Genomic DNA, 25,954 nt, shown 5'->3' with positions numbered 1-25,954 from the left:
CCATGCGTGCAGCAGTGATGTACGGAGCCGGCGACGTTCGCGTCGAGGACCGGCCCGACCCGAAGATCGTCCAACCGACCGACGCGGTGGTGCGCACGCTGGCCGCATGCGTGTGCGGCAGCGACCTGTGGCCCTACGCGTCCATGCCCGCCACCGACACCGGTCGCCCCATGGGCCACGAGTTCCTCGGCGTCGTCGAGGAGACCGGCGCGGACGTGACCGGCCTGAAGACCGGTGATCTGGTCGTCGCCCCGTTCACCTACAGCGACAACACCTGCGACTACTGCGCCGAGGGCCTGCACATCTCGTGCCGCAACGGTGGCCGGTACGGCTTCGACGGCGTGGACGGCGGGCAGGGCGAGGCCGTCCGCGTCCCGTACGCGGACGGCACCCTGGTCAAGCTGCCGGTGGCCACCGACTCCGCGCTGCTGCCGTCGCTGCTGGCGCTGTCGGACGTGATGACCACGGGCCACCACGGCGCCGTCACCGCCGGCGTCGGCCGCGGGGATGCGGTGCTCGTGGTCGGGGACGGCGCGGTCGGCCTGTGTGCGGTGATCGCCGCGAAGCGGTTCGGCGCCGAGCGGATCGTGCTCGCCGGCCGCCACGCGGCGCGCACCGATCTCGGCCGCGCGTTCGGTGCCACCGACGTGGTCGCCGAGCGCGGCGAGGAGGGCATCGCCCGTATCCGCGAGCTGACCGGCGGCGTGGACAAGGTGATCGAGGCCGTCGGCACCCGCCAGGCCCTGGACACCGCGCTCGGCGCGGTCCGGGACGGAGGCACGATCAGCCGCCTGGGCGTGCCGCAGTACGAGCAGGGGCCGATCGGCCCGGCCGAGTTCATGCGCAACATCACCCTGACCGGCGGTGCCAGCCCCGCCCGCGCCTACATCGAGCAGCTACTGCCCGACGTCATGGACGGCACCATCGCTCCCGGCCGCGTCTTCGACCGCGCCTTCACCCTCGACCGGACACCGGACGCCTACCGGGCCATGGCCGACCGCCGGGTCCTCAAGGCCCTCATCCGCCCCTGACCTCCCCCTCCCACCCGCACGGCGAAGGACATTCCGCTCAGCAGACCGTCACCCTCAACAACGGCGTCGAGATGCCGCTCCTCGGCTTCGGCGTCTACCCGATCCCCGCCGAGGACACCGAGCGCGCCGTCTCCGAGGCACTGCCCGCCGGCTACTGCCTGCTGGACACCGCCGCGCCGCCTACGGCAACGAAGAAGCCGTCGGCCGCGCCGTCAAGTCCAGCGGCATCGCCCGTACACCCAGCGAGCGCAACGCGCTGGCTGGGTGTACGGGCGAGCGCAACGCGCTGGCGCCGGACAGCCTGCGCGCTGCCGCCACCACCGTTCGCGGGGCCCTGAAGAAGGCCGCCCGCGAGCAGACGACCACCAGCCGGAGCACGCTGCAACGCCGGCTCGGCTCGGCACTGCCGCGCATGACCGACGCCGGACGTATCACGGTCCTCACCCTGGTCGACCAGCAGACACCGAAAGATCAGCCCCTGCTGTCGAGTCTGGTCGCCGCGGGAGATCCCGGCATGACGGCGTCATACCGCGAGGTCGCCACCGCACCGGGACTGGACGCTCCTGCGGACGATGAGCCGCACCGGCGACCGCGTCGACCAGCTCCTGGCGGACCTCGGGCACCCGCCCGTCCCGACGAGAGAGCCGAAGTCTCCAGTGCGTGATCACTCCCAGGTGGGGGGCTACCGGACTGGTCCTCGCTCATCGACGAGCAGCGCGGGCGGAGACAGGAACACATCGGCTCCCACCGGGCCGTAAGCGATGTCGAACGTGTCGAGCCAGACACGAAAGCCGACCGGGACCGCGTTCCGGCGAGCCGCAGCCTCTCCTCCCCGGGACTCCTTCGTCCAGGACGTCCGTATCCACTGAACGGTGACATCCAAGACGCTTCCTCCCACTACCTCATCGAAAGCCTCACCCTACCGATGGAGATCAACCTGAACTGTCCCCGTGACTTCGGCCAGCCGCTCCGCGACCCTCCACTCTCCATCAGCGGCGAAGCCCTGACCTGCCGGCACTTCCCTCGCACCCTGCGGGCCGGCCACGTCATGCCCGAACCGCTCCGCGCTCTCGGCGACGTCGCCCGGTTCTTCTCCTCCCCGCCGACGCGGGGGGTTGTGCACGAGCCACGGCGGGTCGGAAGCCGATCTGCTTGCCGACGACAGCGGGCGGTGATCGGTCCGCCGCCGCTGCCGCAAGCATCATGAGAGCAGGTGGGGTTCCGCGCGTCGACGCGTCACGCGGGGTCGAACAGCTTGGCGGACGATCCCCGGGGCGGCTGGGTGCCCGGGGTGGCGCGGCCGGTGGGAGTCCTGGCGAGGACGGCCGCGGCCCGTTCCACGGCGGCGACGGCGCGGGCGGCGTCGGCCGGGTCGGTGGCCCGGGGTTCGGCTTCGCGCCGGACGAGCAGCAGCTCGGCGCGGGCGGCACCGGCGCGCAGCGCGGCGGCCGGGCCGGGGTGCCAGACGGCGGCCAACGCGTCGTGCGCCAGCCGGCCGAGGGCCCGGTCTACGGGCACCCAGTCGTCGAGCGCCGGGTCGTCGTGGCGGGCGCGGGTGAGCATCGCGCCGTGCCGTTCCCGTTCGTGGGCGACGTCGCGGCGGGCGTGCCGTGCCTCGGCGGAGGTGAGGTCATCGCGGTCGACGTGGGCGAGCAGCCGGGCGACGGCGTCCACCGTGCGGTGGTACTGACGGACCTGGGCGAGCCGGGGGCCGCGTCGCCCGGTGCTCCACAGGACGACCAGGGCCACACCGCAGCCGACCAGGGTCTCCGTGACACGGTCGGCGAACAGGGCGCCGACGGCGAGGCCGGGCGAGGTGGCGGTGTTCGCCATCATCGCCATCGCGGTCACCGAGACGACGGCGAGGGTGTACTGCCGTACGAGCAGCAGATTCATCCCGAACACGCCGATCAGCTGGACGGCCAGTTGCTCGGGCCGGGTGGGGCCCAGGCTCCAGATCGCGGCCACCACCAGGACGCCGAGAAGGGTGCCGAGCACCCGGTGCAGGGCTCGTGCGACGGTGAAGCCCCGGTCGGCCCCCGAGTGCAGGACGACGGCGGCGGAGAGGACGGCCCAGTAGGGGTGACCGATCCCGGCGAGCTGGGCGATCAGCACGGCGGCCCCGACGGACAGGGCGTTGCGGCCGGCGACGAGGCGGGCCGGGGAGTGCCGGTCCAGGGCGTGCCGCAGCAGCCGGCCGAGCGGCGGCCGACCGGTGTGGCTGCCGTACGTCTCCCGGTGATCGGCGGCGGCACCGGGGAACCGGTCGGCGACCAGCCGCCGGGCGAGCCGGTACTCGGTGCGCAGCAGGTCGTCCTCCAGCGCGCGGTGCGTGGCGCACCGGGGGCCGCCGTGCGCTGAGAGCAGCACACCCCAAGCGCGGCCGACGGCGCGCGTGGCGTCCTCGCGGGCGGCGTGCACGGCCTCGTCCTCGGCCGGGTCGAGGGCGGAACAGGCGGTAACGGGTGCGGGGGCCGGGGCGGGGGCGGGCAACGCGGTGTAGCAGTCGACGGCACGGCGGGCGGCGGCCAGCGCGCTCCACTCGGGGTGCCGTGGACGTCGTATCAGGTCGGTGAGGCAGAGCAGCGCGGTCAGCAGGCAGGAGCAGAAGGTGACGAGCACGATCTCCGCCGCCTTGCCGGTGTGGCCGCCCAGGTAGGTGCCCAGGGCGCAGGCGAAGAACGTGTTCAGCGGTCCGGGCCCTCGGGTGAGGACGAACGCGTGGTAGAGGGTGACGGCCACCAGTGTCACGGCGGCCAGGACCGGGGCCATCAGCCAGGGCACCGGGGAGATCAGGACGCCCAGGGCCATCGACCCGGGCAGGACGCAGGCCACCACCGCGAAGGTGCGCAGGCGTGGGCGCAGGGGCTGTCCGGTGTCCCACAACGCGGTCATCGAACCGAACAGGGCCATCGGGCCCACGTCCGGGCCGACGACCGCGGTGATCACCAGGATGGGGACGGCCATCACCACGGTGGTGCGCAGGGCCGACCGCCACTGGCCCGGAGCCGGGGTGAAGCGGAAGAAGGCGGCGAGGTGGGCGCGGATCCCGCTGGTTGCCTGGGCCGAGCCGGGCGGCATGGGGTGGGTTCTCCTTCAGGTACGTGTGGGGGTGCCGGTGGCGCTTCGGCCGGTCGGTCATGCTCTCGTCGCTGAGCCGGCCGGCGGGGGCAGGAGCCCGGCCGCCCTGCGCAGGGACTCCGCGTGCCGGGTGCGTTCGGGTTCGCCGCCCCGGTCCGCCGGCATGGACGCCATCAGTGCCAGCCGGTCGCGCCAGCTGTTGCCGGTGAGGGGTACGGCCACGGCGTTCATGCCCCGCACCGACTCCCCGGCGCTGTCGGCGTGGCCGAGTTCGCGGATGCGGGCCAGTTCGGCGAGCAGGGCGGTGCGGGAGATCAGGGTGTGCTCGGTGACGCCCGTCAGCTGCTCGTGCGGATAGAGGGCGCGGACCTGTTCGGCGGTCAGCTGGGCGAGCAGTACCTTGCCCGCGGAGGTGGCGTGGGCGGGGTGCGCGCGGCCCACCTCCAGGACCGCGCGCACCGGGTGCGGTGACTCGCGGCCGTCGGTGATGATGACCTGGTCCCCGATCAGCGCGGCGGTGCTGATGGTCTCCCCGGTGGCGGTGGCCGCCGCGTCCAGCACCTCCTGCAGACGGCCCCTCAGCTCGGGCCCGTAACCGGCCGGACGGCCGAGCGTGACCAGCTCGGGTCCCGCCGAGTACCCGCGCCCCGAGGCGTCGCGGGTGGCGAAGCCTCGGGCCTCCAGGGTGCTCAGTACGCGGTGCGCGGTGGAGCGGGCCACGCCCAGCTCCCTGGCGGCGTCGGTGACCGAGAGGGTGTCGTGCGTCAGGAACAGACGCATCAGGCGCAGTCCGGTGTCCAGCGACTCGATGATGTAACTCTTGGCGTCGGCCACGGTGTCCTCTCGGTGACGTCATGCACGACATGCACGTCATGCACGTCATGCACGTCATGCACGTCATGCACGTCATGCACGTCATGCACGTCATGCACGTCATGCACGTCATGCACGTCATGCATGGCATGCACGCGCCGTGCGGAATACGCGCGGCGTGCGGGGTGCACGCGGCGTGCGGGATGGCACCCATGATCCCGGGCCGGTCCCGGGTCGGTCCCGGGCCGGTCCGGGGCCGGTCAGATCGCCGTGTAACCGCCGTCCACCACCAGTTCGGTGCCGGTGACGAACCGGGACTCGTCGGAGGCCAGGTAGAGCACCCCGTAGGCGATGTCCTCGGGTGTGCCGCGGTGGCCGACCGGGGTGCTGTCGAGCATGCGCCGGGCGTAGGCGGCGGCTTCGGGCGTCGGGTCGGCGGAGAGGGACTTGCTCAGTTCGGTCTCGATCGACCCGGGATGCACGGAGTTCACGCGGATGCCGGCCTTGGCGTACGTGGCGGCGTCCGCCTTGGTCATCAGACGGACCGCGCCCTTGGCCGCGTGGTAGAGCGGGATGCGGGCGCCGCCGACCAGCCCGTAGATGGACGACATGTTGACGATGCTGCCGGAGCCCTGCTTCAGCATGTGCCGCACGGCGTGCTTGGTGCACAGCCAGACGCCCTTGACGTCGACGGCGAAGAGGAGGTCGAACTCCTTCTCCTCCACCTCGTGGGACGGTTTGATCGGGCCGGGCACGCCGGCGTTGTTGACCAGGATGTCGATCCGGCCGTAGGTGGCGGCGATGTCGTCGAACGCGGCGCGGACCGACGCCTCGTCGGTGACGTCGAGCCGGCGGTGACCGGCGGGACCGCCTTCGGTCGGCGCCGCCGCACCGTCGGCGGGGGTGAGGTCGGCCACCACCACGGTGGCGCCTTCGGCCGTGAGGACCTTGCCGATCTCGGCGCCGATACCGCGGGCTCCCCCGGTGATGACGGCGACCTTGCCCTGGACCCGTCCGCGTGCGCTTCCGTCTGTCATGACCCGTACTCCTCCATCGCACCCATGGCGCTCCGGAAATTGTGTCCTTCTCTGCGGGACAGAATATTCCCCGGAAATACCAGTCGGCGCTTTCTCGCGACTGAATTCCACCGTACACCCAACATTATGCAAGGCAATCGCAGGCCGTTCTACGCTAATTGTCCCTCCTGGCAGGACAAGAATGTATTGACTCGCTTCGGATCACGAGATTCGATGCCTCTGCCCGACAGACGCCCCCCAGCCTCAGGAGCCCCGTTGTCCACTGCCGACACCTCCTCCCGCGTCCTCGTCGTCACCGGAGCCGCCTCGGGCCTGGGGCGGGAGATCGCCGTACAGGCCCTCGCCCGGCACTGGACCGTCGCCCTGCTGGACCGGGACGAGCGGGCCGTCACCGCCGCGGCCGGGGAGATCGGCGCCTTTCCGGTCGCCGCGGACGTCACGGCCCCGGCCCGACTCGCCTCCGCCTTCGCCGCCGTCGCCGAGCGGCTGGGCCGGCTCGACGGCCTGGTCAACAGCGCGGGACTGACCCGGCCCGGCCCGTCCGCCACCCTGCCCGAGCGGGACTGGCGGACCGTGGTGGACGTCGACCTCAACGGCACCTTCTACGCCTGCCAGGCAGCGTTCCCGCACTTCGCGCCCGACGCATCGGTCGTCAACCTGGCGTCCATCGCCTCCGTCCGCGGCCTGCCGGAGCGTTCGGCGTACTCCGCCGCCAAGGCAGGCGTGGTGGGACTGACCCGGTCACTGGCCACCGAATGGGCGCCCCGGGGAGTGCGGGTCAACGCCGTCGGTCCATCCTGGGTCGACACCCCGATGATCCGGCAGATGGTCGCGGACGGAGCCCTCGACCTCGCGGAGATGACCGCCCGGGTGCCGCTGGGCCGCCTGGGCACCCCGCGCGACGTCGCCGAGGCCGTGCTGTTCCTGCTGGACCGGGAGAGGGCCGGTTACATCACCGGGCAGACGCTGTACGTGGACGGCGGTTTCACCTGGGCCGGCTGACCCGGGCCCGTTCCGGGCCGCGGGCGACGGCGCGGAAAGTTTTCCATTGGACGGAATGGCCGTATCGCGGCCTGTGTGACGGCGGACACGCTCTTGCGACCGTCACATGCACACCACACAGGAACTCTCTCCGCGAGCCGCGTTCGGAGGAATCCATGTCCGCTCCCACTCCCGAATCCATGTCCCCGTCCATCGTCCGCCCGGCGGGCGACCGGCCGGGCGGAGGGAACCCAGCCGCCCCGGCCGTTCGGCCGCAGCCCAGGAAGGCCGCTCTTGCCGCGTTCCTGGGCAGCATGCTCGAGTACTACGACTTCTTCATCTACGGGTCGGCCGCCGCTCTGGTCTTCCCCTCCCTGTTCTTCCCTTCGGGGAATTCGGCGGTCGGCACCATCTCCGCCCTCGCCACCTTCGGCGTGGGATACGCCGCCCGTCCGCTCGGCGGCATCGTCCTCGGCCACTTCGGCGACAAGGTCGGCCGCAAGAAGATCATGGTGCTGACGCTGCTCATGATGGGCGTCTCCAGTCTGGCCGTCGGTGTCCTGCCCACCTACGAACAGGTGGGCGTCGTCGCCCCGCTGCTGCTGGTGGTCGCCCGCCTCGGCCAGGGACTCTCCGCGGGCGGTGAGGCGGCGGGCGCCAGCACGCTCACCCTGGAGCACTCGCCCGAGGGGCGCCGGGGCTTCTTCACCAGTTTCGCCATGTCCGGCACGATGGCCGGCATCCTGCTGGCCAACTTCGTGTTCATCCCCGTGGCGGCGCTGCCGGAGGAGCAGTTGATGTCATGGGGCTGGCGGGTGCCGTTCTGGCTGAGCATCGTCATGATCGTCTTGGCGTACCTCGTCCGCCGTCGTCTGGACGAGACGCCGGTCTTCGAGGCCGAGGCGGCCGGTGACGAACTGACCCGGCTGCCGCTGGCGCACCTTCTCCGCACCCAGTGGGCCGATGTCCTCAAGGTCATGTTCGCCTCGCTCTTCGCGGTGTTCCAGACCGTCTTCATGGTGTTCGGCCTGGCCTACGCCACCTCCGACGCGGTCGGTCTGGAACGCTCGACCATGCTGTGGGTGTCGGTCGCCGCGAACGCGGTGGCGGTGGCGGCGGTGCCCGCCTCGGCGGCGCTGTCGGACCGGATCGGCCGCCGGCCGGTGTGGATCGCCTCCGCACTGAGCTGCGCGGTCCTCATCTGCGCGTACTTCTGGGCGGTGTCCACCGGCAGCCTGCCGCTGATCGTCGTGGTGGCCGTCCTGCTCAACGGGGTCGCCTACTCGGGCATGAACGGCCTGTGGCCGGCGTACTTCTCCGAGCTGTTCGCCGCCCGGGTGCGCTACTCCGGTTTCGCCACCGGCAGCCAGTTCGGCTTCCTGCTCGCCGGATTCGCCCCGGCGATCGGCTTCGCGATCATGGGGGACGGGGTGACCGGCTGGATACCCGTCGCGCTCTTCGCCGCCGCCTGCGGCGTGATCTCGGCCGTGGCCGTCCTGACCGCGCGCGAGACCCACAAGGTGCCGCTGGCGGAGCTGGGCAAGCCGCTTCCGCGCGGCTGAGCCGCCCGCACCGCACCTCATTCCGGAAAGGAACCGACCCGACATGCCGGTCTACGCCGTCGTCTACACCTACACCGACGACACCGCCGGACGCGACGAGCACCGTCCCGCCCACAAGGAGTACCTGGGAGACCTCGGCGACCGGGGCATCAACCTCTGCTCCGGACCTTTCGGCCCGCAGGAGGCGCCCGGCGCCCTCCTCCTCATCCGCGCCGACAGCAAGGAGGAGGCCGTCCGGTGCACCGACGACGATCCCTTCCGGCGGCACGGTCTGGTCAGCGATGTCTCCGCACGCGAGTGGACTCCCGTGCTGGGGCGGCTCGCCGCGCAGTTCTAGCCAGGGCCCGTCTGACGGATCTCCGTGGACGCCGCGGAGATCCCTCAGGACGGCACTGAAACCAAGGGCCTGCGGCGCGGCTCCGCGCAAGCCGAGCGGACGCCGGGGGCCGCACGTCCGGGCCCCGTTCCGCGCGGCGGCCAGGCTCCCGGCGGTCCTCGGTCCACCGTGGACCGGTGGACCGAACCGGTGCGCCCGAGGGGACGGTATGCCAGTCTGGAACGGAGGGTGACCGCACATGGCCAGGTCCAACGCCGGTGAGTCGGTGCTCAGCCGCGCGATGCGCGTCCTGCGGCTGTTCACGGCCGGCTCGCCCACGCTCACCGTGTCGGAGATCGCCCGCCGTGCGGACCTCCCCGTCGCCACGGCCCATCGCATCGTCGGCGAACTCGTGGAGCTGGGTGCCCTGGACCGCGCCGAGGGCAAGCACGTGCGCATGGGCTACCAGCTCTGGGAACTGGCGTCCCGCTCCTCCCGCGTCCTCGACCTGCGGGAAGTGGCGATGCCCTTCATGGAGGACCTCCAGACGGTGGTGCGCCAGCACACCCAGATCGGTGTGCTGGAAGGCACCGACGTGCTCTACCTGGAACGGCTGTCCGCCCGGGGCGCCGTGCAGAACATCACCAGGATCGCCGGGCGGCTGCCGATCCACGCCACCTCGGCCGGCCTGGTACTCCTCGCGCACAGTCCGCTCGAACTCCAGGAGGAGGTCCTGGCCCGGCCGCTGCGCGGATACACGGCCCGCACGGTCACCGACCCCGCGCGGCTGCGTTCCCTGCTGGCCCAGGTGCGCCGTGAGGGCTTCGTCGTCGCGGCCCAGATGATCAGCCAGGCCGGCACCGGCGTGGCGGCACCGGTGCAGGGACCGGCGGGCGAGGTGGTGGCGGCGCTCTCCATCGTGATCCCGGCGGCCGACCCCCACCCGCGCACCCTGGTACCGGCGCTCCTGGCCGCCGCCCGCGGCATCTCCCGTGCCATGGGCGCCCCCACCACCGACGACGACGTGCTGCGCAGCCACGGGCCACGAACCCCGGGCGCCGGCCGGCATCGGCCTTCCCCCTGACCGGCATCGGCTGTCCGTCGGCCGGCATCGGCGCACCGGCTTTCCCATTGAGCGGAAGGTGCGTTGTGGGCGGCCTCGGCCGCGCTGCACGCTGGTCCCACAGCTCGACGGGCTGATCCGCCAGTACGACCGAACGCTTCGACCGGCAGACCTACTTGATGCTCCGTCAGCTCAGCCGGTGTCGACACACCGGCCCCGTGACGCCGGCGTCCCCGCGTACCGCTCCCGCAAGGACGGATGACCACCACATGACCGCATCACCCACCCCTGCCCGGACCCGGGTCGGCATCCTCGGTGCCGGGCCGGCCGGCCTCATGCTCGCGCACCTGCTGTCCCGGGCCGGGATCGACGCGACGGTCGCGCCGACCGGCAGCCAAGGCACTGAACCTGGCCGTCACCGACGTGGCGACGTGGCACCGCTGTCGCAGGCACTGGAGCGCTGCTTCCTCGATGGGGAGACCGACCTGCTGGAGGGATACGGCAGGACGGCCTCGGAGCGGATCCGGCGGGCCCAGCACTTCTCCTGGTGGATGACGTCGATGCTCCACCGCGACACGTCGGCCACCGACTTCGACGCCCGTCGGCAGCTGGCGAGCTGGCGAGCTGGACACGGTCGCCGGTTCCGTGGCCCGGCGGGCCCTGCTCGCCGAGGCGTACACCGGCTGGCCCCGGCGCTCACCCGCCCGGGGGCGGCCGCCGCGGAGGCGCTCCGGCTCACCGCGAGCCGCAACCCGTGACCACCCGACCACCTGACCACCTGACCACCTGACCACCTGACCACCTGACCACCCGACCCCCTACACAGCAGTCCCGACTGATCTACGAGCCGCGAAAGTTGGACATCATGAGCGACACGACCCACGAGTGCGACGTCCTGGTCATCGGTTCCGGCGCCGCCGGGATCTCGGCCGCCCTCAAGGCCAGGCAGCAGGGCCTGGATGTGCTGGTCGTCGACAAGGAGCCGTATCTGGGCGGCACCACCGCCGTCTCCGGCGGCTGGCTGTGGGTGCCGGGCAACAAGCAGGGCGTAGCCGAGGGCGACACCCGTGAGGCGGCCGAGACCTACATCAAGGCCCTCGCCGGTGACTCCTACGACCCGGCCGCCGTGAAGACGTTCCTCGACCTGGTGCCGGAGGCGCTGAACTTCTTCGAGAACGACGCCGACGTCGAGTTCCACTATCCGGAGATGGCACCGGACTACCAGATGGACACCCCCGGCGCCCGGAAGTCCGGCCGGGCGCTGACGGTGAAGAAGGCCAGCGGCCGGATGCTGAAGCGGGACCGGCTGCGGGTGCAGCCGTACCTCTACACGTACACGGTGTTCGGCTACATGCCGGAGATCGGCCCGGACATCGCCACGTTCATCAAAGCCAACCGCTCGCTCAAGGCGTTCCTGTACGTGCAGAAGCGGCTGGTCAAGACATGGGCCGAGCGGATCCTGTTCCGGCGGGCGTTCACCCGCACCAACGGCAACGCGCTGATGACGCGGATGCTGGCGAGCGCCGGCGCCATGGGCATCCCGATGTGGACGGGGACCAAGGTCGTCGAGATCCTCAAGAACGATGACGGCGTGGTGGACGGCGCGGTGCTCACCGGGTCCCGCGCGGGCACGGTCCGCGCGCGGTACGGCGTGGTCGTCGCGGCCGGCGGGTTCTCCGGCAACACCAGGCTGCGTTCGCAGGTCTTCGGACACGACCCGCGCGGCGACGACCACTTCACGCCCACCATCGGCCACCAGGGCGACAGCTACTTCCTGGCCGAGCCGCACGGCGGTGTGCTCGACACCCGGCCGCACCAGCCCGCCTCCTGGGGTCCGGTCACCGTCTGGAAGAACCTGCGCGGTCAGGACCGGATCTTCCCGCACCTGCGCGCCTTCGGCCTGCCGGGCCTGATCGCCGTCAACCGCAGGGGCGAGCGGTTCGCCAACGAGTCGTACTCGTACCACGACTTCGGCGTCGAGATGATCAAGGAGAACGCGGCCGAGCGGGACACGTTCGGCTGGATCGTCGCCGACCGCAAGGCCATGCGCACGTACGGCATCGGCTACGCGAAGCCCTGGCCGCTGCCCACCTGGTACTACAAGAAGGTGGGTTATCTGGTCGAGGGCGCGTCCGTGGAGGACCTGGCCGCGAAGACCGGCGTTCCGGCGGACGCCCTGAAACGGACCCTGGAGGAGTTCAACGCCGACGCGGCCCTGGGGCGGGACCTGCGGTTCGCGCGTGGCTCGAACTGGTTCCACCATTTCAAGGGCGACATGGAGCACCGGCCCAACCCGAACCTCGCCCCCATCGACACGGCGCCCTACTACGCCGTGAAGATCCAGATGGGCGACCTGGGCACGTACGCGGGGCTTGCGGTGAACAACCGCAGCGAGGTCGTCGGCGCCACGGGTGAGGCGGTCCCGGGTCTGTACGCCGTCGGCACGGCCGCCGTCAGCGTCTTCGGCGGCGGCTACCCGGGCTACGGAGCCAACATCGGCCCGGCCATGGTCTTCGGCTACCAGGTCGGCCGGGACATCGCGGCCCACGCGGCACAGCGGTCGGGCGGGCTGCACCGGGCCGGGGGCCGGGTCGGCGAACGCTGAGGCCAGGCGCCCCATTGCGGGGCCACCAAGAAGGTAATGGGGGGGAGCGGCCATGGGGCCCAGGGGGGGGCGGCCTGGCCTTCTCCCCTCCCCGACCGGGGATCAGTTCGTCACGGGCCACTCCAGCGGATCGGCGTAGTAGCCCTGGCTCAGTTCGACCGCGGCGGCCTGCTGGCCGGCGGGTACGAGGAAGACACTGCAGACGTCCTCCGACTGACCCGCGCTCAGCTCCTTCTCGGTGTCAGGTGCCGGGCAGTTCGGCCACTGGGCCTCGCCCAGGAGGACGAGGAGGGCTCTGGTCCGCTCGTCCTTGTCCGTCTTCACGATCAGGTCGTCGTCCATGTCGCCCACCGCCATGGCCTTGCCACTCCTGTGGGTGATCGTGGTCCACACGTAGACCGGGACTTGAGCGCCGTCGCTCGCGTCCAGCTGAAGGCCGGAGGCGTCCACGTCGGCCTCCGTCCCCGTCTGCACCTTCGTGGGCGTGACCGTGTACGTCGCCCCCTTCGACGCCCGCATGGTGGATTCCTGGGGCGGACTGGCCTCGCCCAGGCGGTAGGTCGTCCTGCTGTCCGAACCCGTCTCGCCCTCGGCCCGGTCCCCGGAACCGCCCTGGGTCTTCTTCGACCCCGAGTCGTCGCAGCCGGTCAGCACCACAGCCAGCACCAGGGCGCCCAACGTCGCCGGCACGGCACGAGTCCACGTGCGCATGTTCCTCACTTCTCTCCCCGTTGATCTTTCCGGCGCCCGATCCTTCCAGAGACGGCGGCCTGCGCCGACCACGGGCCGGCCCCGACGCCAGTTCCCCGCGACCTCCCACCGACCTTCGAAACATGGCGCCGAGGTGGTCGAGGGGTGGAGATCCCCGCGGTACGCCGTCGTCGTGAGGTACGCGCGGGACGGCGGCCCGACCGCCGACGCCGGCCTCGTGGCCGCCCGCGTACGGCACGTCCTCCCGCCTGGGCAGCCCCCCACGACGTGCGCCCCGTCCCCGGCAGCTGCCATGCCGGGGACGGGGCGCACATCGATCGTGGGGGCTGTCTCATGCCGGGCTGCACCGATGCGGCGGCCGGCGGGTCAGGAGGCGACGAAGTCGGCGATCTCGCCCAGCACGCTCGTGTCCGCCAGGAACCCGATGTGGGTCTGGCAGAGCACGGTGTTGTTCGTCGCGCCGTCCAGCCGGGTGCTGGTGTACGGGAGGATGACGCCGTCGCACGCCGAGTACCAGGTGGCGTACCTGGTGCTGCCCGGAGTCTCGTCGCCCGAGGTGATCTGGGAGATGAACGAGGAGCCCGGGTACATCTGCTGACACGTCGTGTAGATCAGGCAGGCGCCGGCGAACGTGGTCCCGTGGTTCGCGCCGGCGATCGAGGCGAGGTGGCTGACGCTGGTGTTTCCGCCCAGCACCTTCAGGTAGTACTGGCTGACGAGGCCGCCCATCGAGTGGTTGACGATCGCGACCTTGCTCGCACCGGTCCGCGACTTCACGTTGTTGACGAAGGAGGCGAGGCCCTGGGCGTTGGTGACGTTGTTGCCGTAGGAGTCGTACTCGTAGGCGAAGAGGTTGGAGCTGGACCAGCCGTTGAGCTGGAAGACGCTCATGGCGGTGACCCAGTTGGACGCGTTGCCGGTGTACCCGTGGACGAAGACGACCGGCGTGCTGGTCGACAGCGGCTGGACGGCCGCGTCGGCCGACTGTGCGGCGGAGGCGGTCGAGGCGGCCTTGCTCGCGGTGTCGGCCGCGCCGGCCGTCGACGCCGAGGAGAACAGGGTGAACGCGACCGTGGCGGCCGCGAGAACGCCGAGAAACCGGCGCGGGGAACGACGACGCATGGAGCCCTCCTGGCGGGGGGTGTGGGGATGCGGGTGCCTGACCCGACCAGAGTCGTGGGGCGAACCGCAGGCGCCATCGGCCGAATCACCAGTGCGCGCGGGCACGCCGGACGCCCCGGACTGCGGGCCCGGCTCCGGCGGACTCCACCCGACGACAGGCGCAACCGCCCAGGCGTGTGACGACCGGCGTCGGGCGGCCGGCCCGCACCGGCGACGGAACGGTCGTGGCCGTGGCCGAGCGGACCCGGGGCCCCTACGCGAAGTGATCGCCGGTGCCGTCCGGCAGCCCCAGAGCGACGGTGCGTGATCCCGGGACGAGACCGACGACCGAGTGTTCCCAGGCCTCGCCGGGCCAGTGGTAGGTGACGCGGCCCTCGGCAGGGCGGTAGTGGGCCGTGTACACGGTGCCCAGCCACGTGCCGTACCCGAGCTGGTACAGCGGCGGCCGCAGCATCGCCGCGACATCGACTCCCGCTTCCCGTACGGCGGCCAGCCGTGCCTGTGTCCGCGTGGTGCGCTCCTGCTCGTCCGGCACCGGCAGGTGCTGATGGTTGGCGGCACAGGAGTCCGGCGCTTCGGTCAGCGGGATGTCGGGTCCCACGTGGACGGTCACGGTCCGGTGCGGGTCGACGAGGGTGACGTTCTGCGGAATCGCCACGGGTATGGTGCGCAGCCTGTCCACCGCCTCGTCGACGGTCCGGCAGGTCTCCAGCAGGTAGCGCAGCACGATCGGGACGGCGAACCCGGGACCGTGGACGAACCGTCCGCCGAAGGTGAGCGACACCGCGAGACCGGCGTCGTTCATACCGTCCAGCAGGCCCCACCACCCTTCCTGCATACCGATCACGGGGCGGAGGAAGCGGGAGGAGACGATGGTGCCCGCGCACTGTTCGGGAGCGAAGTCGTAGTTCCTGAGCAGAGTGCCCTGGCGGCCGATCTGGGTGCAGCCGGAGAAGAACGGCCGCACCGCCGCCAGGGTGAGCAGTGTCCCGGCCCGGGGGAAGTCCAGTTGGCCGGCGAGCCGGTCGAGCGCCGGGACCAGCTCGGGCATGTGCGTCTCGAACAGGTCCCGGGCCCGGGCCGCGCCCCGGGCGGTCCGGCCCTCCTCGGTCAGCCAGTCCTGCGCGTTCACCGGTGTCGGCCGGGCGTGCCCGGCCCATCGCCCGTCACCGCCGTCTCCGATCTCGACGGCGTGGAACGTCTTGAGGTATCGGCTCATGACGGAGGACTCAACTCTTTCCGGGGCCGACATTTCAAGGAACGCGGGCGTCTTTGACAGAGATCGGTGCGCGCTGAGGGACACCCTCATACCAGGCACTCATATTAGGTAGACTGACCTACCTAAAACGCTACCTAGTATGAGAGGCGGCGTGATGAGTGACACCGGTACCGCGGCAGCGCGCCCGGGCAGGCGGCGGGGGACCGCGCGCGAGCGGCTGCTCGCTGCCGCGGCGCGACGCTTCTACGCCGACGGCGTGGCGGCGACGGGGATCGACACGATCACCGCCGAGGCGGGCGTGGCGAAGATGAGCCTGTACAACAACTTCGCCTCCAAGGCCGACCTGGTGAGGGCCTATCTCGACGCGCGGCACGAGGAGTGGCTGGGGCTGTACCGGCGGCGGCTGGAGGGAGCCCGGGACGGCCGCGACGGCGTGCTCGCAGTCTTCGACGCCTACGCCGATCACGCGGCGTTCGCCTATGAGCACGGTTTCCGGGGGTGCGGTCTGCTGAACGCGGCTGCCGAGCTGCCGGCCGGGGACGAGGGGCGGGCTGTGGTGCGCCGGCACAAGGAGGAAGTCGAGTCCCTGCTCGCCGGGCACCTACAGGAACGGCTGCCCGGGCGGCCCGAGGAGGCGCGCGCGGCGGCGGAGCATCTGGCGTTCCTGCTGGAGGGGGCGACGGCACGCGCCGGCCTGGAAGGCGCGGGGACGCGCCTGGCGCACGCGCGGGCGATGGCGGCGGACCTGGTGGACCGGCTGTGACGCGGCCCGCCGGACATACGGCCGGCTCGACGGGCGTGGGGTCGCTGTGCGTGCTCGTGGCGTCGGTGCTGTGGGGCACCACGGGCACGGCCGCGACCTTCGCCCCAGGAGTGGGCCCCCTGGCGATCGGGGCCGTGGCCATGGGCCTGGGCGGACTCCTCCAGGCCCTCACCGCCGCTCCGCGTATCGCCCGGGAAGCGCCGGGGCTGCGCACACGGCGCGGTGTGGTCCTGCTCGGCGCGCTGGCGGTGGGGGTCTACCCTCTGGCGTTCTACACCTCCATGCGCCTGGCCGGGGTCGCCGTCGGCACCGTGGTGTCGATCGGTTCGGCCCCGCTCGCCTCGGCCCTGATCGAGCGCGTCGCGGACGGGCGCCGCCTCACGCGCCGCTGGACGGCCGGCGCCGCTCTGGGCCTGTCGGGGACAGTGCTGCTGTGCCTGGCCGAAGCGGCCCAGGGCCACTCCGGCCACGGGGCACCGTCCGCCGGGTCGACCGTGCTCGGCGTGGGGCTGGGCCTGGCAGCGGGTGTCACCTACGCCCTGTACTCCTGGGCGGCACACCGCTTGATCAGCGGCGGCGTCACCTCCGGCGCGGCCATGGGCACCGTCTTCGGCCTGGGCGGGCTGCTCCTGCTGCCCGTGCTGGTGGCCACCGGCGCCCCGCTGCTGGACTCCTGGTCCAACGCGGCCGTCGGCGCCTACATGGCCCTGGTCCCCATGTTCGCCGGCTACGTCCTGTTCGGCTGGGGCCTGGCACACATCCCGGCGAGCACCGCGACCACCCTCACCCTGCTGGAACCCGCCGTCGCGGCCGTCCTGGCCGTGCTCGTCGTCGGTGAACGTCTGCCCCCGCCGGGGTGGGCCGGCATCGTCCTGGTCGTCGGCTGCCTCGCCGTGCTCGCCACACCGACCCGCACCGCCCCGAAGCCCCGACCGGCGCCCACCGGACCGGAGCCGCGACCGGCGCCCACCGGACCGGAGCCGCGACCGGCGCCCACCGGGCCGGACGCCGCCACCGGACCGGACGCCGCCATCGGACCGGACGCCGCCGGCCGGACAGACGACGCGGCCGTCCTGGTGAGGCCCGACCCGGCCTCGTGAACCCCGGTGCCCGGGGGAGCGCGCCACGCCGTAGGGGGTGCCGGGCCGTCGGGGGTGCCGGGCCGTAGGGCGGGTGGGGGAGGGGTGGACCCCATGCGGCGGAGGCATGCCCCGTACCAGGATCGGCCGTGGCACGGAGCGGCGGACCGGGGCGACGGAGGAGGGACGATGGCGGCGGAGGCCGGACAGGCACGCGCGGGGGCTTCGCTGTCGGCGGTCGAGCGCTGGTGGGAGCCAGGGCTGGTCCGCGGTGACGAGCGCGCAGGACAGCCGGACTGGGCCGTGTTGGCCGAAGAGGCGACGGCCCTGGCGCCCGAGGAGGCCCCGGCACCCGAGGGGGAGTGTCCGGGGCTGAGCGGCTTCGAGTGGGCGCTGCGGGCGTTCACCGTCCGCGCGGGGGAGCGGCTGGAGCGGGGCCTGTCGCGGCGGGCGCGCGAACTCGTGGACATCACCGCCGTACGCGGCAACCTGGAGCGGCAGCTCAGCGGCAGGCCGGCGCGGGCGGCGGCGCGGACGCTGGTGCTGGAGCTGCACGAGGCACGGACCGCCGAGCGGCTCGACGGGGACGACACGCTGACCCGGTTCCGGGACTTCCTGGGGCGTACCGCGTCCCGGCGCGGCCTGGTGGGTCTACCACCAGGGCACCAGGTGGCCCGCCAGCGCGCACGCGGTCCGTCACCGTGCACGGAACCGGCCCCGGCGATGGTGCGGGTGCCGTGCGGGACCTGGGACGAACTGGTCACGGCGGCGGCGAAGCTGGAGGCGAAGGGCATCCAGCCGTTCTCCGCCTCCGGCCAGCAGGGCTGGCCGCTACCGGCTGATCAGCGGCTACCTCTACCGCAGCCTGGGTCCCTACGCCCTGCAGGACGTCGCCGACGGCAAGGCGAAGCTGACCGACCCGGAGTACGTCAAGGCCGCCGAGGAGATCGCCGAGCTCGGCGAGAAGGGCTACTTCGGCAAGGGCGTCGGCTCGATCGACTACGACACCTCCATGAACCAGTTCCTCACCGGCGATGCCGCCATGCTCTACATGGGCAGCTGGGCGCTGGCCGACATCTCCGACGACAAGCAGAACAAGGTCGGCGCCGAGAACGTCGGGTTCATGCCCTTCCCCGCCGTCACCGGCGGCAAGGGCGCGATCGACCAGTACCCCTCCAACGTCGGCCTCGGCATCGCCCTCGGTGCCCGCTCCTTCGACGACAAGACCGGCGACTGGGTGTCCTGCATCGCGAAGAACTACGGCACGACCGCGCTGAAGGACCACGGCTCCATCTCCGGCTTCAAGGTGAACACCGAGGTCGAGGACGCCAACGAGGTCACCACCCAGGTCCGCGACACCATCAGCATCTCGCAGCAGAACGTGCTCTGGTTCGAGGCCCTGTTCAGCACCAAGGCCACCACCGTGAGCCAGACCAACGCGGCGAGTCTGGTCGCCGGAAGCATGAGCCCGAAGCAGTTCATGCAGACCGTCCAGGACGCGCTGGCCGCCCAGTGACCGGCCCGGGGCGGCCCACCGGCCCCTCGCGACTTCCGTACCTCGCGTACTCCGTGCCCCGCGTGAGCCGCCCCGGTCCCCTTCCGGCGGGTCACCTTCCGGCGGGTCACCGCACAGGTCTCTTCAACGGAAACGAAGTGGACACCACCCATGCACCGCGTACTCGGTGACCGCAGGGCGATCGCGCTCCTGCTCTGTCCCGCCCTCCTCGTCTACTCACTGATCATGCTGCTCCCGATGGTGTGGTCCCTCGGGTACTCCTTCACCAAGGGCAACACCATCGACGGCTTCACCGGCAACGGCGTCGCCAACTTCTCCCGCCTCCTCGACGACCCGGCGGTCCACGACGCCCTGTGGTTCACCCTCGAGTACGCCGTCGTCGTCACGGCCGGCCAGGTCGTCGCCGGCTACCTCCTGGCCCTGCTCTACATCTTCTTCCTCAAGCGGGCCTCCGCGCTCGTCCGCACGCTGGTGTTCTTCCCCGTCGTCCTGCCCACGGTCGCGGTCGGCCTGCTCTTCCAGAAGTTCTTCCAGGTCGCCCCGCAGACCGGCCCGGTCAACTCCCTCCTGAACGCGGTCGGCATCGACTCGGTCGACTTCTTCGGCAGCGCGGGCAGCGCCTTCTGGGTCCTGGTCGTCATGGACATCTGGCGCTCGATGGGCTTCTACGCCGTCCTGCTCTTCGCCGGTCTCGTCGACATCCCCGACGAGATCCTGGAATCGGCCCGCCTAGACGGGGCGACGGGCCTCAGGCTGGTGCGCCACATCGTGCTGCCGCTGTCCCTGCCCGTGCTGATGTCGTCGCTGATCTTCAGCATCAACGGCACGCTGAAGGTCTTCGACTCCATCGTCGCCCTGACCAACGGCGGTCCGGGCAACGGCACCACCCCGCTGACCCTGTACATGTTCCAGACGTCGTTCACCTACAGCGGCTACGGCTACGGCAGCACCATCGCCCTGCTGCTGACCGTGGTGTGCCTGCTGGTGAGCCTGGTCGTCTACCGCGTCTCGCGGCGCGACCTCACGGAGGGCTGAGAACCCATGGCCACCATCGACACCCCTGTGAAGACCTCCGCGAGCCGCCGCGACCGGCAGCCCTCCGGGAAGGCCCGGGTCCGACGGCACCGCACGGCGGGCCGGCTGTGGGTGAGGGCCGTCGTCGGCCTGCTGCTCGTCGTCGAGGTCTACCCGCTGGTCTGGATGTTCCTGACCTCGCTCAAGTCCAACGACGACTACCTGAACAACTCCACCTGGAGCCTGCCCACCACCTGGGAGTGGGGCAACTACGCCGACGCGTGGACGACCGGCCACATCGGCCTGTACGTGCAGAACAGCCTGCTCGCGGTGGTCCCGGCCCTCGCGCTGATGCTGCTGCTCGGCACTGCCGCAGGCTTCGCCCTGCAGATCATGGTGTGGAAGGGCCGCAGCCTCACCCTGCTGGTCTTCCTCGCGGGCATGATGGTCCCGCCGCAGATGATCCTGCTGCCGCTGTTCACGGTGTACTTCCGGACCGGTCTGTCCGGCACCCTGTGGCCGCTGATCCTCACCTACACCGGCACCGGCCTGCCGCTGACCGTCTTCATGATGGCCACCTACTACCGAGGCGTCCCGCGCGAGCTGTTCGAGGCGGCCACCATCGACGGCGCCGGCATCCTGCGCGCCTTCTGGACGATCAGCGTTCCCCTGGTCCGCAACGCCCTGCTGACGGTCGGCCTCGTGCAGTTCTTCTTCATCTGGAACGACCTGCTCATCGCGCTGACCTTCACCAACGACCAGGACCTGCGGACCATCCAGGTCGGTCTGCTCAACTTCACCGGCGACTTCGGCGCCACCCAGTACGGCCCGCTGTTCGCCGCGATCTGCATCAACGTCTTCGGCACCCTCCTGATCTACCTCTTCCTCAACCAGAAGGTCATGAAGGGACTCACCTCGGGAGCGGTCAAGGGCTGACCCCGGCCCGCCACCCCGCTCGTCCGCTCCCGCACGTGAAAGAAAGGTCCCCCCTTGCTCCCCCCTCAGCCCTCCCCGGTGTCCTTCGAACACCTCCCGGACGGACTCGGCATCGGAGTCGCCACCCCCCGCCTCACCTGGACGCTGCCCTCGGGCGCCGGCCGCCAGGAGGCGTACGAACTGGAACTCCGGCGCGGTGGCACCACACACCGCACCGGACGCGTGGACAGCGCCGATCACCTCCTGGCGCCCTGGCCCGGCGAGCCGCTGACCTCCCGGGAACGCGCGGCCGTCCGCGTCCGCGTCTGGACCCCGGGCGCCGACGAGCCGTCGGCGTGGAGCGAACCGAGCGCCGTCGAGGCCGGCCTCCTGGCTCCCGCCGACTGGCTGGCGGTACCCGTGGGCGCCGGCTGGGACGAGGACCCGGAGGCGCAACGCCGTCCGGCCCGCGTCCGCAGGGACTTCCGCCTCGACCGGACCGTCGCGCACGCCCGCCTGTACGTCACGGCCCACGGCCTGTACGAGGTGGAGATCAACGGGCGCCGCGTCGGGGACGAGATCCTGGCCCCGGGCTGGACGGTCTACCCGCACCGGCTGCGGTACCGCACCCACGACGTCACCGGCCACCTCACCGAGGGGGCCAACACCGTCGGCGCCTGGCTCGCCGACGGCTGGTACCGGGGCAAGTACGGCTTCGACGGCGGCACCCGCAACATCTACGGCACCGACCAGTCCCTGCTCGCCCAACTCGAAGTGACGTACGACGACGGCAGCACGCTCGTCATCGCCACGGACGCCACCTGGAGCGCCGCACCCGGCCCCCTCCTGACCAGCGGCCTCTACGAAGGCGAGACGTTCGACGCCCGGCTGCACGACCCGGACTGGTGCACGGCGCACCGCACCGACCCGGTCGAGTGGACGCCCGTACGGACCGGCAGCCGAGACCCCGGCACCCTCGTCGCCCCGCTGGGCCCCCCGGTGCGCTGCACCGAGGAGATCACCCCGGTCGCCGTCACACCCGCGGGCGAGGGCCGGTACCTGCTCGACTTCGGCCAGAACCTCGTAGGCCGCCTCCGCGTCACCGTCGACGGCCCGGCCGGCACCACCATCACCCTCCGGCACGCCGAAGTCCTCCAGGACGGCGAACTCGCCACCCGCCCGCTGCGCGAGGCGTACTCCACCGACACCCTCGTCCTCTCCGGCCGGGGCCCGCTCACCTGGGAACCCCGCTTCACCCTCCACGGCTTCCGCCACGCCGAAGTCACCGGCTGGCCGGGCGAGTTGACCGCCGACAGGGTGACCGCCCGCGTGTACCACACGGACATGCGCCGCACCGGCTGGTTCGAATGCAGCGATCCGCTGGTCAACCGCCTGCACGAGAACGTCGTCTGGAGCATGCGCGGCAACTTCGTCGACCTGCCCACCGACTGCCCCCAGCGCGACGAACGCCTCGGCTGGACCGGCGACATCCAGGTCTTCGCCCCCACCGCGAGCTACCTCTACGACTGCGTCGGCATGCTCGACTCCTGGCTCACCGACGTCGGCCTGGAGCAGTTCCCCGACGGCACCGTCCCCTGGTACGTCCCCGTCATCCCGGGCGAGCCCATGTGGACGCCGATCCACCCCGGAGCGGCCTGGGGCGACGTCGCCACCCTCACCCCCTGGACGCTCTTCCGGCGCTTCGGCGACCGCGAACTGCTCCGCCGCCACTACCCCATGGCCAAGGCGTGGGTCGACCTCGTGGAACGCCTCGCCGGCCCGACCCGCCTGTGGGACACCGGCTTCCAGCTGGGGGACTGGCTCGACCCCGCGGCGCCGCCCGACGACCCGGCCGCCGGCCGCACCGACCGCCACCTCGTCGCCACCGCCTACTTCGCCCACTCCGCCCGCCACCTCGCCCTGGCCGCCGCCGAGCTGGCGTACGGCGCGGACGCCGCCCGGTACGCGGCGCTCGCCGACGAGGTGGCCGACGCCTTCCGACGCCGGTACGTCCTGCCCTCCGGCCGCATGACCGGCGACAGCGCCACCGCCTACGCCCTCGCCCTCGCCTTCGGCCTGCTCACCCCGCAGCAGCGAGGTCCCGCCGGCGACCGTCTCGCCGCCCTCGTCCTCGCCGACGACGCCCGCGTCTCCACCGGTTTCGTCGGCACTCCGCTGATCTGCGACGCCCTCACCGACACCGGTCACCTCGACGTCGCCTACCGCCTGCTCACCCAGACCGAGTGCCCCTCCTGGCTGTACACGGTGACGATGGGCGCCACCACCATCTGGGAGCGCTGGGACAGCATGCGCCCCGACGGCACCCTCAACCCCGGCGGCATGACCTCCTTCAACCACTACGCCCTCGGCGCCGTCGCCGACTGGCTGCACCGCGTCGTCGGCGGCATCACGGCCACCGCCCCCGGCTACCGCCACATCGCGTTCCGGCCACGCCCCGGCGGCGGCATCTCCTGGGCCCGCACCCGCCACGAGACGCCCTACGGAACCGCGTCGCTGTCATGGGAGCTCACCGCCACCGGCGTGACGGCCCGCATCACCGTGCCGGAAGGCTGTACGGCCACCGCCGAACTGCCCGGCTGCGCCGCGGTCGACCTGGAACCGGGCGAGCACGTCCTGCACACCGCGGACCTCACGGCGGAGGCGGCCTGACCGCGCCTGCTCCCGGCCGCTGTCCGAAGCCCGGCGCGTGAGGCGCCCGTGGGGGCGCACCGCTCGTCTCCGCACCGCGCACCCCATCGAGCCGGGGCCGACCGAGGAACCTGACACCTCGGTCGGCCCCCTTTCCTCCCTCGGCGGCGCGTCGAGCAGCCGACACCGTCGTCCGGCAGGGAGCGGGTCCTGACGGTCTGCCGTCGAAGGCCCTGTGGCGGGGCCCTGTGGCGGGTGCGCCCTATTCGGCTGCTTCCGCGGTGCAGTACGCCTCGTACTCGCCGGCGTCGAGCAGACCGTCGAGCTGCGCTGGGTCGGCCATCCTGATCTCGATCAGCCATCCGTCGCCGTACGGGTCCTCGTTGACGAATTCCGGTGAGGCGTCGAGCGACTCGTTCACGGCGGTCACCGTGCCGGTCACCGGCATGTAGACCTCGGACACCGCTTTCACCGACTCCAGACTGCCGAACGGCTCCGTCGCCTCCCGCCGGTCGCCCACTTTCGGCAGCTCCGCGAACACGATGTCGCCGAGCTGCTTCTGCGCGTGGTCGGTGATGCCGACGCGGACGGTGTCGCCCGCCCTGCTGCACCATTCGTGGTCCTTGGTGTAGCGCCGGTCTGTGGGGATGTTCGCCATCGGGGCTCCTCGGTGGTGGGTCGGCGAGACCAGCTTGCCTCCCGCGGGAGCACCAGGAACGCAAAGCCACTCGAACGTCACCCCATGCCGCCCGGACGGTCACCTGTCGGCACCGGCGCACCGACCGGACCCGACGGCCGAGCGGGCGGTGGCGCGGGTGCCGTAGGCTCTGGCCGGTGAGCATCCCGCCGGCGACCGACTGGGCCGCTCTCCACCACGCCCACGGCCGGGCATCGGACATTCCCGGGCACCTGGCCGCGCTGGCCGACGCCGATCCGGTGGCGCGCCGTGCCGCCGTCTCGGCCCTCACCGGCAGCGTCTACCACCAGGGCACCAGGTGGCCCGCCAGCGCGCACGCGGTGGCTCCGCTGGTCGCCCTCGTCGACACTCCCACGACGCCCGACCGGGCCGTCGTGCTCCAGGTGCTGCATGCCGTCGCCATCGGCGACCGCGGCGACGAGGAACTGCCCTTCGACCCGGAGCGGGCCTTCGCCGAGGCCGACCGGATCGGTCCGTCGGACGAGCAGGCGGTGCTCCACGTCCTCTTCGAGCAGGAAGAGCCGGACATCGAAGCGGTCGCCGACGTGGCCGACGCCGTGGCGGTGCGCTGGGCCGCTGCCGCCTATCGTGCGGCCGAACACCATGTCGGAGCGTTCCTGCGCTGGTTGCGGGACCCCGATCCGGCCGTGGCCGCCCACGCGGCCGCGCTGCTCGTCCGGTTTCCCCGGGTGCCCGGTCTGGCGAGCTCGCTCGCCGACGTGCCGTGCGGCGCGCACGAGGCACGGGCCTCGGCGCATCTCGCCCTGGCCTACCTGCCCGGACCGCTCGGCTCCCCCGAACTCACCGCGCTGACCGACGCGTTGACGTCCGCCGACGAGGCGGTGCGCGTCACGGCCGCGGTCGCACTCGCCCGTCGGCGCGGGACGGCCCTCCCCGACGAGGCGCTGACCGTGCTCGCCCACGTCCACGAGCGGGACATCGCGGCCTCCGTACCGGGCTGGGACCGCTCCCTGCGCGGCCAGGTGGCGCTCGCGGTGTACCGTCTGGGCCTCGCCCACACCCCAGCGGCCCCCTCCGGACGCGCCGCCGGTTGACGCGGTCGCCTCCCCGGTGCCGGGTCAGTCCGTGCGTCCCGTCGCGGCGACGGTGACCCCGAGGCCGATCATCGTGAGCCCGCCGATTCCGCCGACCAGGGACAGACGCCCGGGAGAGCGGGCGAACCAGTCCCGTCCGGTGGCCGCGACCAGCCCCCACAGGCTGTCGCAGGCCACCGCGATGACGTTGAAGACCAGCCCGAGCAGCAGCATCTGCACCACGACGTGTCCCTGGGCGCGGTCGACGAACTGCGGCAGCACGGCGGCGAAGAACACGATGGTCTTGGGATTGGCCACCCCGACGGCGAACCCCTCCCACACCGTGCGCAGGCCGCTGCGCGCGGCCTCGCCGGCGGTGAACGCCACCTGGAGCGAGCCACGTCCCCGCCACGCCTTGACCCCCAGGTACACCAGGTAGGCGGCACCGGCCAGTTTCAGCACCGTGAAGACGAGCACGGAGCGCTCCACGAGCGAACCGATCCCCGCAGCCACGGCGAGGACGAGCACGTAGGCGCCCAACGTGTTCCCCACGACCGTCGTCAGCGCGGCGCGCCGCCCCTGCGCCAACGCCCGCCCGATCACGAACAGCACGCTCGGCCCGGGGACCACGATCAGCAGGAACGACATGGCCGCGAATGCAAGCAAGCGCTCAGCAGACACCATGGCGCCCATGAAAGCACGGGCGGCGTTCGCCCCTCACCCCGTTTCCCGTGGTGGACGGGACC

Annotated in this window: 23 protein-coding genes and 1 pseudogene; 15 read left to right on the top strand and 9 right to left on the bottom strand. The window is 72.0% G+C overall.

Features of this window, described 5'->3' with window-relative positions:
• The first annotated feature begins 2 nt into the window (after nucleotides 1–2).
• On the top strand, nucleotides 3–1,031 hold the full coding sequence (locus tag ACFV9M_RS16545; protein WP_385063222.1) for a zinc-binding dehydrogenase: 1,029 nt from the start codon (nucleotides 3–5) through the stop codon (nucleotides 1,029–1,031).
• Nucleotides 1,032–1,102: 71 nt separating this feature from the next.
• Nucleotides 1,103–1,266 (top strand): annotated as a pseudogene (locus ACFV9M_RS16540) (aldo/keto reductase); the annotation flags it as partial.
• 447 nt (nucleotides 1,267–1,713) lie between these two features.
• Here ACFV9M_RS16540 and ACFV9M_RS16535 read toward each other — a convergent pair.
• The 4 genes from ACFV9M_RS16535 to ACFV9M_RS16520 form a co-directional block, all read right to left on the bottom strand.
• The gene (locus ACFV9M_RS16535) at nucleotides 1,714–1,914 is read right to left on the bottom strand and encodes a hypothetical protein (RefSeq protein WP_385063220.1); all 201 of its coding nucleotides are present in this window, start codon (nucleotides 1,912–1,914) and stop codon (nucleotides 1,714–1,716) included.
• A gap of 353 nt (nucleotides 1,915–2,267) precedes the next feature.
• Nucleotides 2,268–4,112, bottom strand: a complete 1,845-nt coding sequence (locus ACFV9M_RS16530; RefSeq protein ID WP_385063218.1) for an FUSC family protein — start codon at nucleotides 4,110–4,112, stop codon at nucleotides 2,268–2,270.
• Between the two features lie 57 nt (nucleotides 4,113–4,169).
• Nucleotides 4,170–4,946: an IclR family transcriptional regulator gene (locus tag ACFV9M_RS16525; protein ID WP_385063216.1), complete on the bottom strand. Its 777-nt coding sequence runs from the start codon at nucleotides 4,944–4,946 to the stop codon at nucleotides 4,170–4,172.
• 239 nt (nucleotides 4,947–5,185) lie between these two features.
• Complete coding sequence (locus ACFV9M_RS16520) at nucleotides 5,186–5,962, bottom strand: SDR family NAD(P)-dependent oxidoreductase (protein WP_385063214.1); 777 nt, start codon at nucleotides 5,960–5,962, stop codon at nucleotides 5,186–5,188.
• Nucleotides 5,963–6,217: 255 nt separating this feature from the next.
• Between ACFV9M_RS16520 and ACFV9M_RS16515 the strand changes: the two genes are divergently transcribed.
• The 6 genes from ACFV9M_RS16515 to ACFV9M_RS16490 all read left to right on the top strand — a co-directional run bounded on the left by ACFV9M_RS16515 (nucleotide 6,218) and on the right by ACFV9M_RS16490 (nucleotide 12,489).
• Nucleotides 6,218–6,964: an SDR family NAD(P)-dependent oxidoreductase gene (locus ACFV9M_RS16515; RefSeq protein ID WP_385063212.1), complete on the top strand. Its 747-nt coding sequence runs from the start codon at nucleotides 6,218–6,220 to the stop codon at nucleotides 6,962–6,964.
• Nucleotides 6,965–7,143: 179 nt separating this feature from the next.
• Nucleotides 7,144–8,505: an MFS transporter gene (locus tag ACFV9M_RS16510; protein ID WP_385063414.1), complete on the top strand. Its 1,362-nt coding sequence runs from the start codon at nucleotides 7,144–7,146 to the stop codon at nucleotides 8,503–8,505.
• A 43-nt stretch (nucleotides 8,506–8,548) separates the two neighbouring features.
• Nucleotides 8,549–8,842, top strand: a complete 294-nt coding sequence (locus ACFV9M_RS16505) for a YciI family protein (protein ID WP_385063210.1) — start codon at nucleotides 8,549–8,551, stop codon at nucleotides 8,840–8,842.
• 238 nt (nucleotides 8,843–9,080) lie between these two features.
• Nucleotides 9,081–9,905 (top strand): IclR family transcriptional regulator, encoded by an 825-nt coding sequence (locus tag ACFV9M_RS16500; RefSeq protein WP_385063208.1) that lies wholly within the window; start codon nucleotides 9,081–9,083, stop codon nucleotides 9,903–9,905.
• Nucleotides 9,906–10,153: 248 nt separating this feature from the next.
• The gene (locus tag ACFV9M_RS16495; RefSeq protein ID WP_385063206.1) at nucleotides 10,154–10,642 is read left to right on the top strand and encodes an FAD-dependent monooxygenase; all 489 of its coding nucleotides are present in this window, start codon (nucleotides 10,154–10,156) and stop codon (nucleotides 10,640–10,642) included.
• Between the two features lie 107 nt (nucleotides 10,643–10,749).
• Nucleotides 10,750–12,489 carry an FAD-dependent oxidoreductase gene (locus ACFV9M_RS16490; protein WP_385063204.1) on the top strand — a complete coding sequence of 580 codons (1,740 nt, stop codon included), beginning with the start codon at nucleotides 10,750–10,752 and terminating at the stop codon, nucleotides 12,487–12,489.
• Nucleotides 12,490–12,591: 102 nt separating this feature from the next.
• Here ACFV9M_RS16490 and ACFV9M_RS16485 read toward each other — a convergent pair whose 3' ends face one another.
• The 3 genes from ACFV9M_RS16485 to ACFV9M_RS16475 form a co-directional block, all read right to left on the bottom strand.
• On the bottom strand, nucleotides 12,592–13,200 hold the full coding sequence (locus tag ACFV9M_RS16485; protein ID WP_385063202.1) for a hypothetical protein: 609 nt from the start codon (nucleotides 13,198–13,200) through the stop codon (nucleotides 12,592–12,594).
• A 366-nt stretch (nucleotides 13,201–13,566) separates the two neighbouring features.
• Complete coding sequence (locus tag ACFV9M_RS16480; RefSeq protein WP_385063200.1) at nucleotides 13,567–14,322, bottom strand: esterase/lipase family protein; 756 nt, start codon at nucleotides 14,320–14,322, stop codon at nucleotides 13,567–13,569.
• A gap of 253 nt (nucleotides 14,323–14,575) precedes the next feature.
• Nucleotides 14,576–15,541, bottom strand: coding sequence for a C45 family autoproteolytic acyltransferase/hydolase (locus ACFV9M_RS16475; RefSeq protein WP_385063199.1), 966 nt, complete (start codon nucleotides 15,539–15,541; stop codon nucleotides 14,576–14,578).
• 154 nt (nucleotides 15,542–15,695) lie between these two features.
• Between ACFV9M_RS16475 and ACFV9M_RS16470 the strand changes: the two genes are divergently transcribed.
• The 6 genes from ACFV9M_RS16470 (at nucleotide 15,696) to ACFV9M_RS16445 (ending at nucleotide 23,498) form a co-directional block, all read left to right on the top strand.
• Complete coding sequence (locus ACFV9M_RS16470) at nucleotides 15,696–16,304, top strand: TetR/AcrR family transcriptional regulator (protein ID WP_385063197.1); 609 nt, start codon at nucleotides 15,696–15,698, stop codon at nucleotides 16,302–16,304.
• Nucleotides 16,301–17,404, top strand: coding sequence for an EamA family transporter (locus tag ACFV9M_RS16465; protein WP_385063195.1), 1,104 nt, complete (start codon nucleotides 16,301–16,303; stop codon nucleotides 17,402–17,404). The genes ACFV9M_RS16470 and ACFV9M_RS16465 overlap by 4 nt, the downstream gene beginning before the upstream one ends.
• A gap of 817 nt (nucleotides 17,405–18,221) precedes the next feature.
• Nucleotides 18,222–18,899 (top strand): extracellular solute-binding protein, encoded by a 678-nt coding sequence (locus ACFV9M_RS16460; RefSeq protein ID WP_385063412.1) that lies wholly within the window; start codon nucleotides 18,222–18,224, stop codon nucleotides 18,897–18,899.
• 150 nt (nucleotides 18,900–19,049) lie between these two features.
• A complete protein-coding gene (locus ACFV9M_RS16455) occupies nucleotides 19,050–19,934 on the top strand; it encodes a carbohydrate ABC transporter permease (protein ID WP_385063193.1) in 885 nt (294 codons plus the stop codon).
• Nucleotides 19,935–19,940: 6 nt separating this feature from the next.
• On the top strand, nucleotides 19,941–20,849 hold the full coding sequence (locus ACFV9M_RS16450; protein ID WP_385063191.1) for a carbohydrate ABC transporter permease: 909 nt from the start codon (nucleotides 19,941–19,943) through the stop codon (nucleotides 20,847–20,849).
• A gap of 78 nt (nucleotides 20,850–20,927) precedes the next feature.
• Nucleotides 20,928–23,498, top strand: a complete 2,571-nt coding sequence (locus tag ACFV9M_RS16445) for a family 78 glycoside hydrolase catalytic domain (protein ID WP_385102470.1) — start codon at nucleotides 20,928–20,930, stop codon at nucleotides 23,496–23,498.
• 241 nt (nucleotides 23,499–23,739) lie between these two features.
• Here the strand turns inward: ACFV9M_RS16445 and gcvH are convergent, their stop codons facing one another.
• Entirely contained in the window at nucleotides 23,740–24,135 is a 396-nt protein-coding gene (gene gcvH / locus ACFV9M_RS16440) for a glycine cleavage system protein GcvH (protein WP_385063187.1), read from the bottom strand.
• 176 nt (nucleotides 24,136–24,311) lie between these two features.
• Between gcvH and ACFV9M_RS16435 the strand changes: the two genes are divergently transcribed.
• Nucleotides 24,312–25,229, top strand: a complete 918-nt coding sequence (locus tag ACFV9M_RS16435; RefSeq protein WP_385063185.1) for a hypothetical protein — start codon at nucleotides 24,312–24,314, stop codon at nucleotides 25,227–25,229.
• Between the two features lie 24 nt (nucleotides 25,230–25,253).
• Here the strand turns inward: ACFV9M_RS16435 and ACFV9M_RS16430 are convergent, their stop codons facing one another.
• On the bottom strand, nucleotides 25,254–25,892 hold the full coding sequence (locus ACFV9M_RS16430; protein ID WP_385063183.1) for a LysE family translocator: 639 nt from the start codon (nucleotides 25,890–25,892) through the stop codon (nucleotides 25,254–25,256).
• Nucleotides 25,893–25,954 lie beyond the last annotated feature (62 nt).

Origin of the sequence: Streptomyces sp. NPDC059895, from assembly GCF_042731035.1 — a bacterium.
In the GTDB taxonomy this organism is placed as follows: Bacteria; Actinomycetota; Actinomycetes; order Streptomycetales; family Streptomycetaceae; genus Streptomyces.
This window is presented reverse-complemented; position numbering and strand designations above follow the sequence as displayed.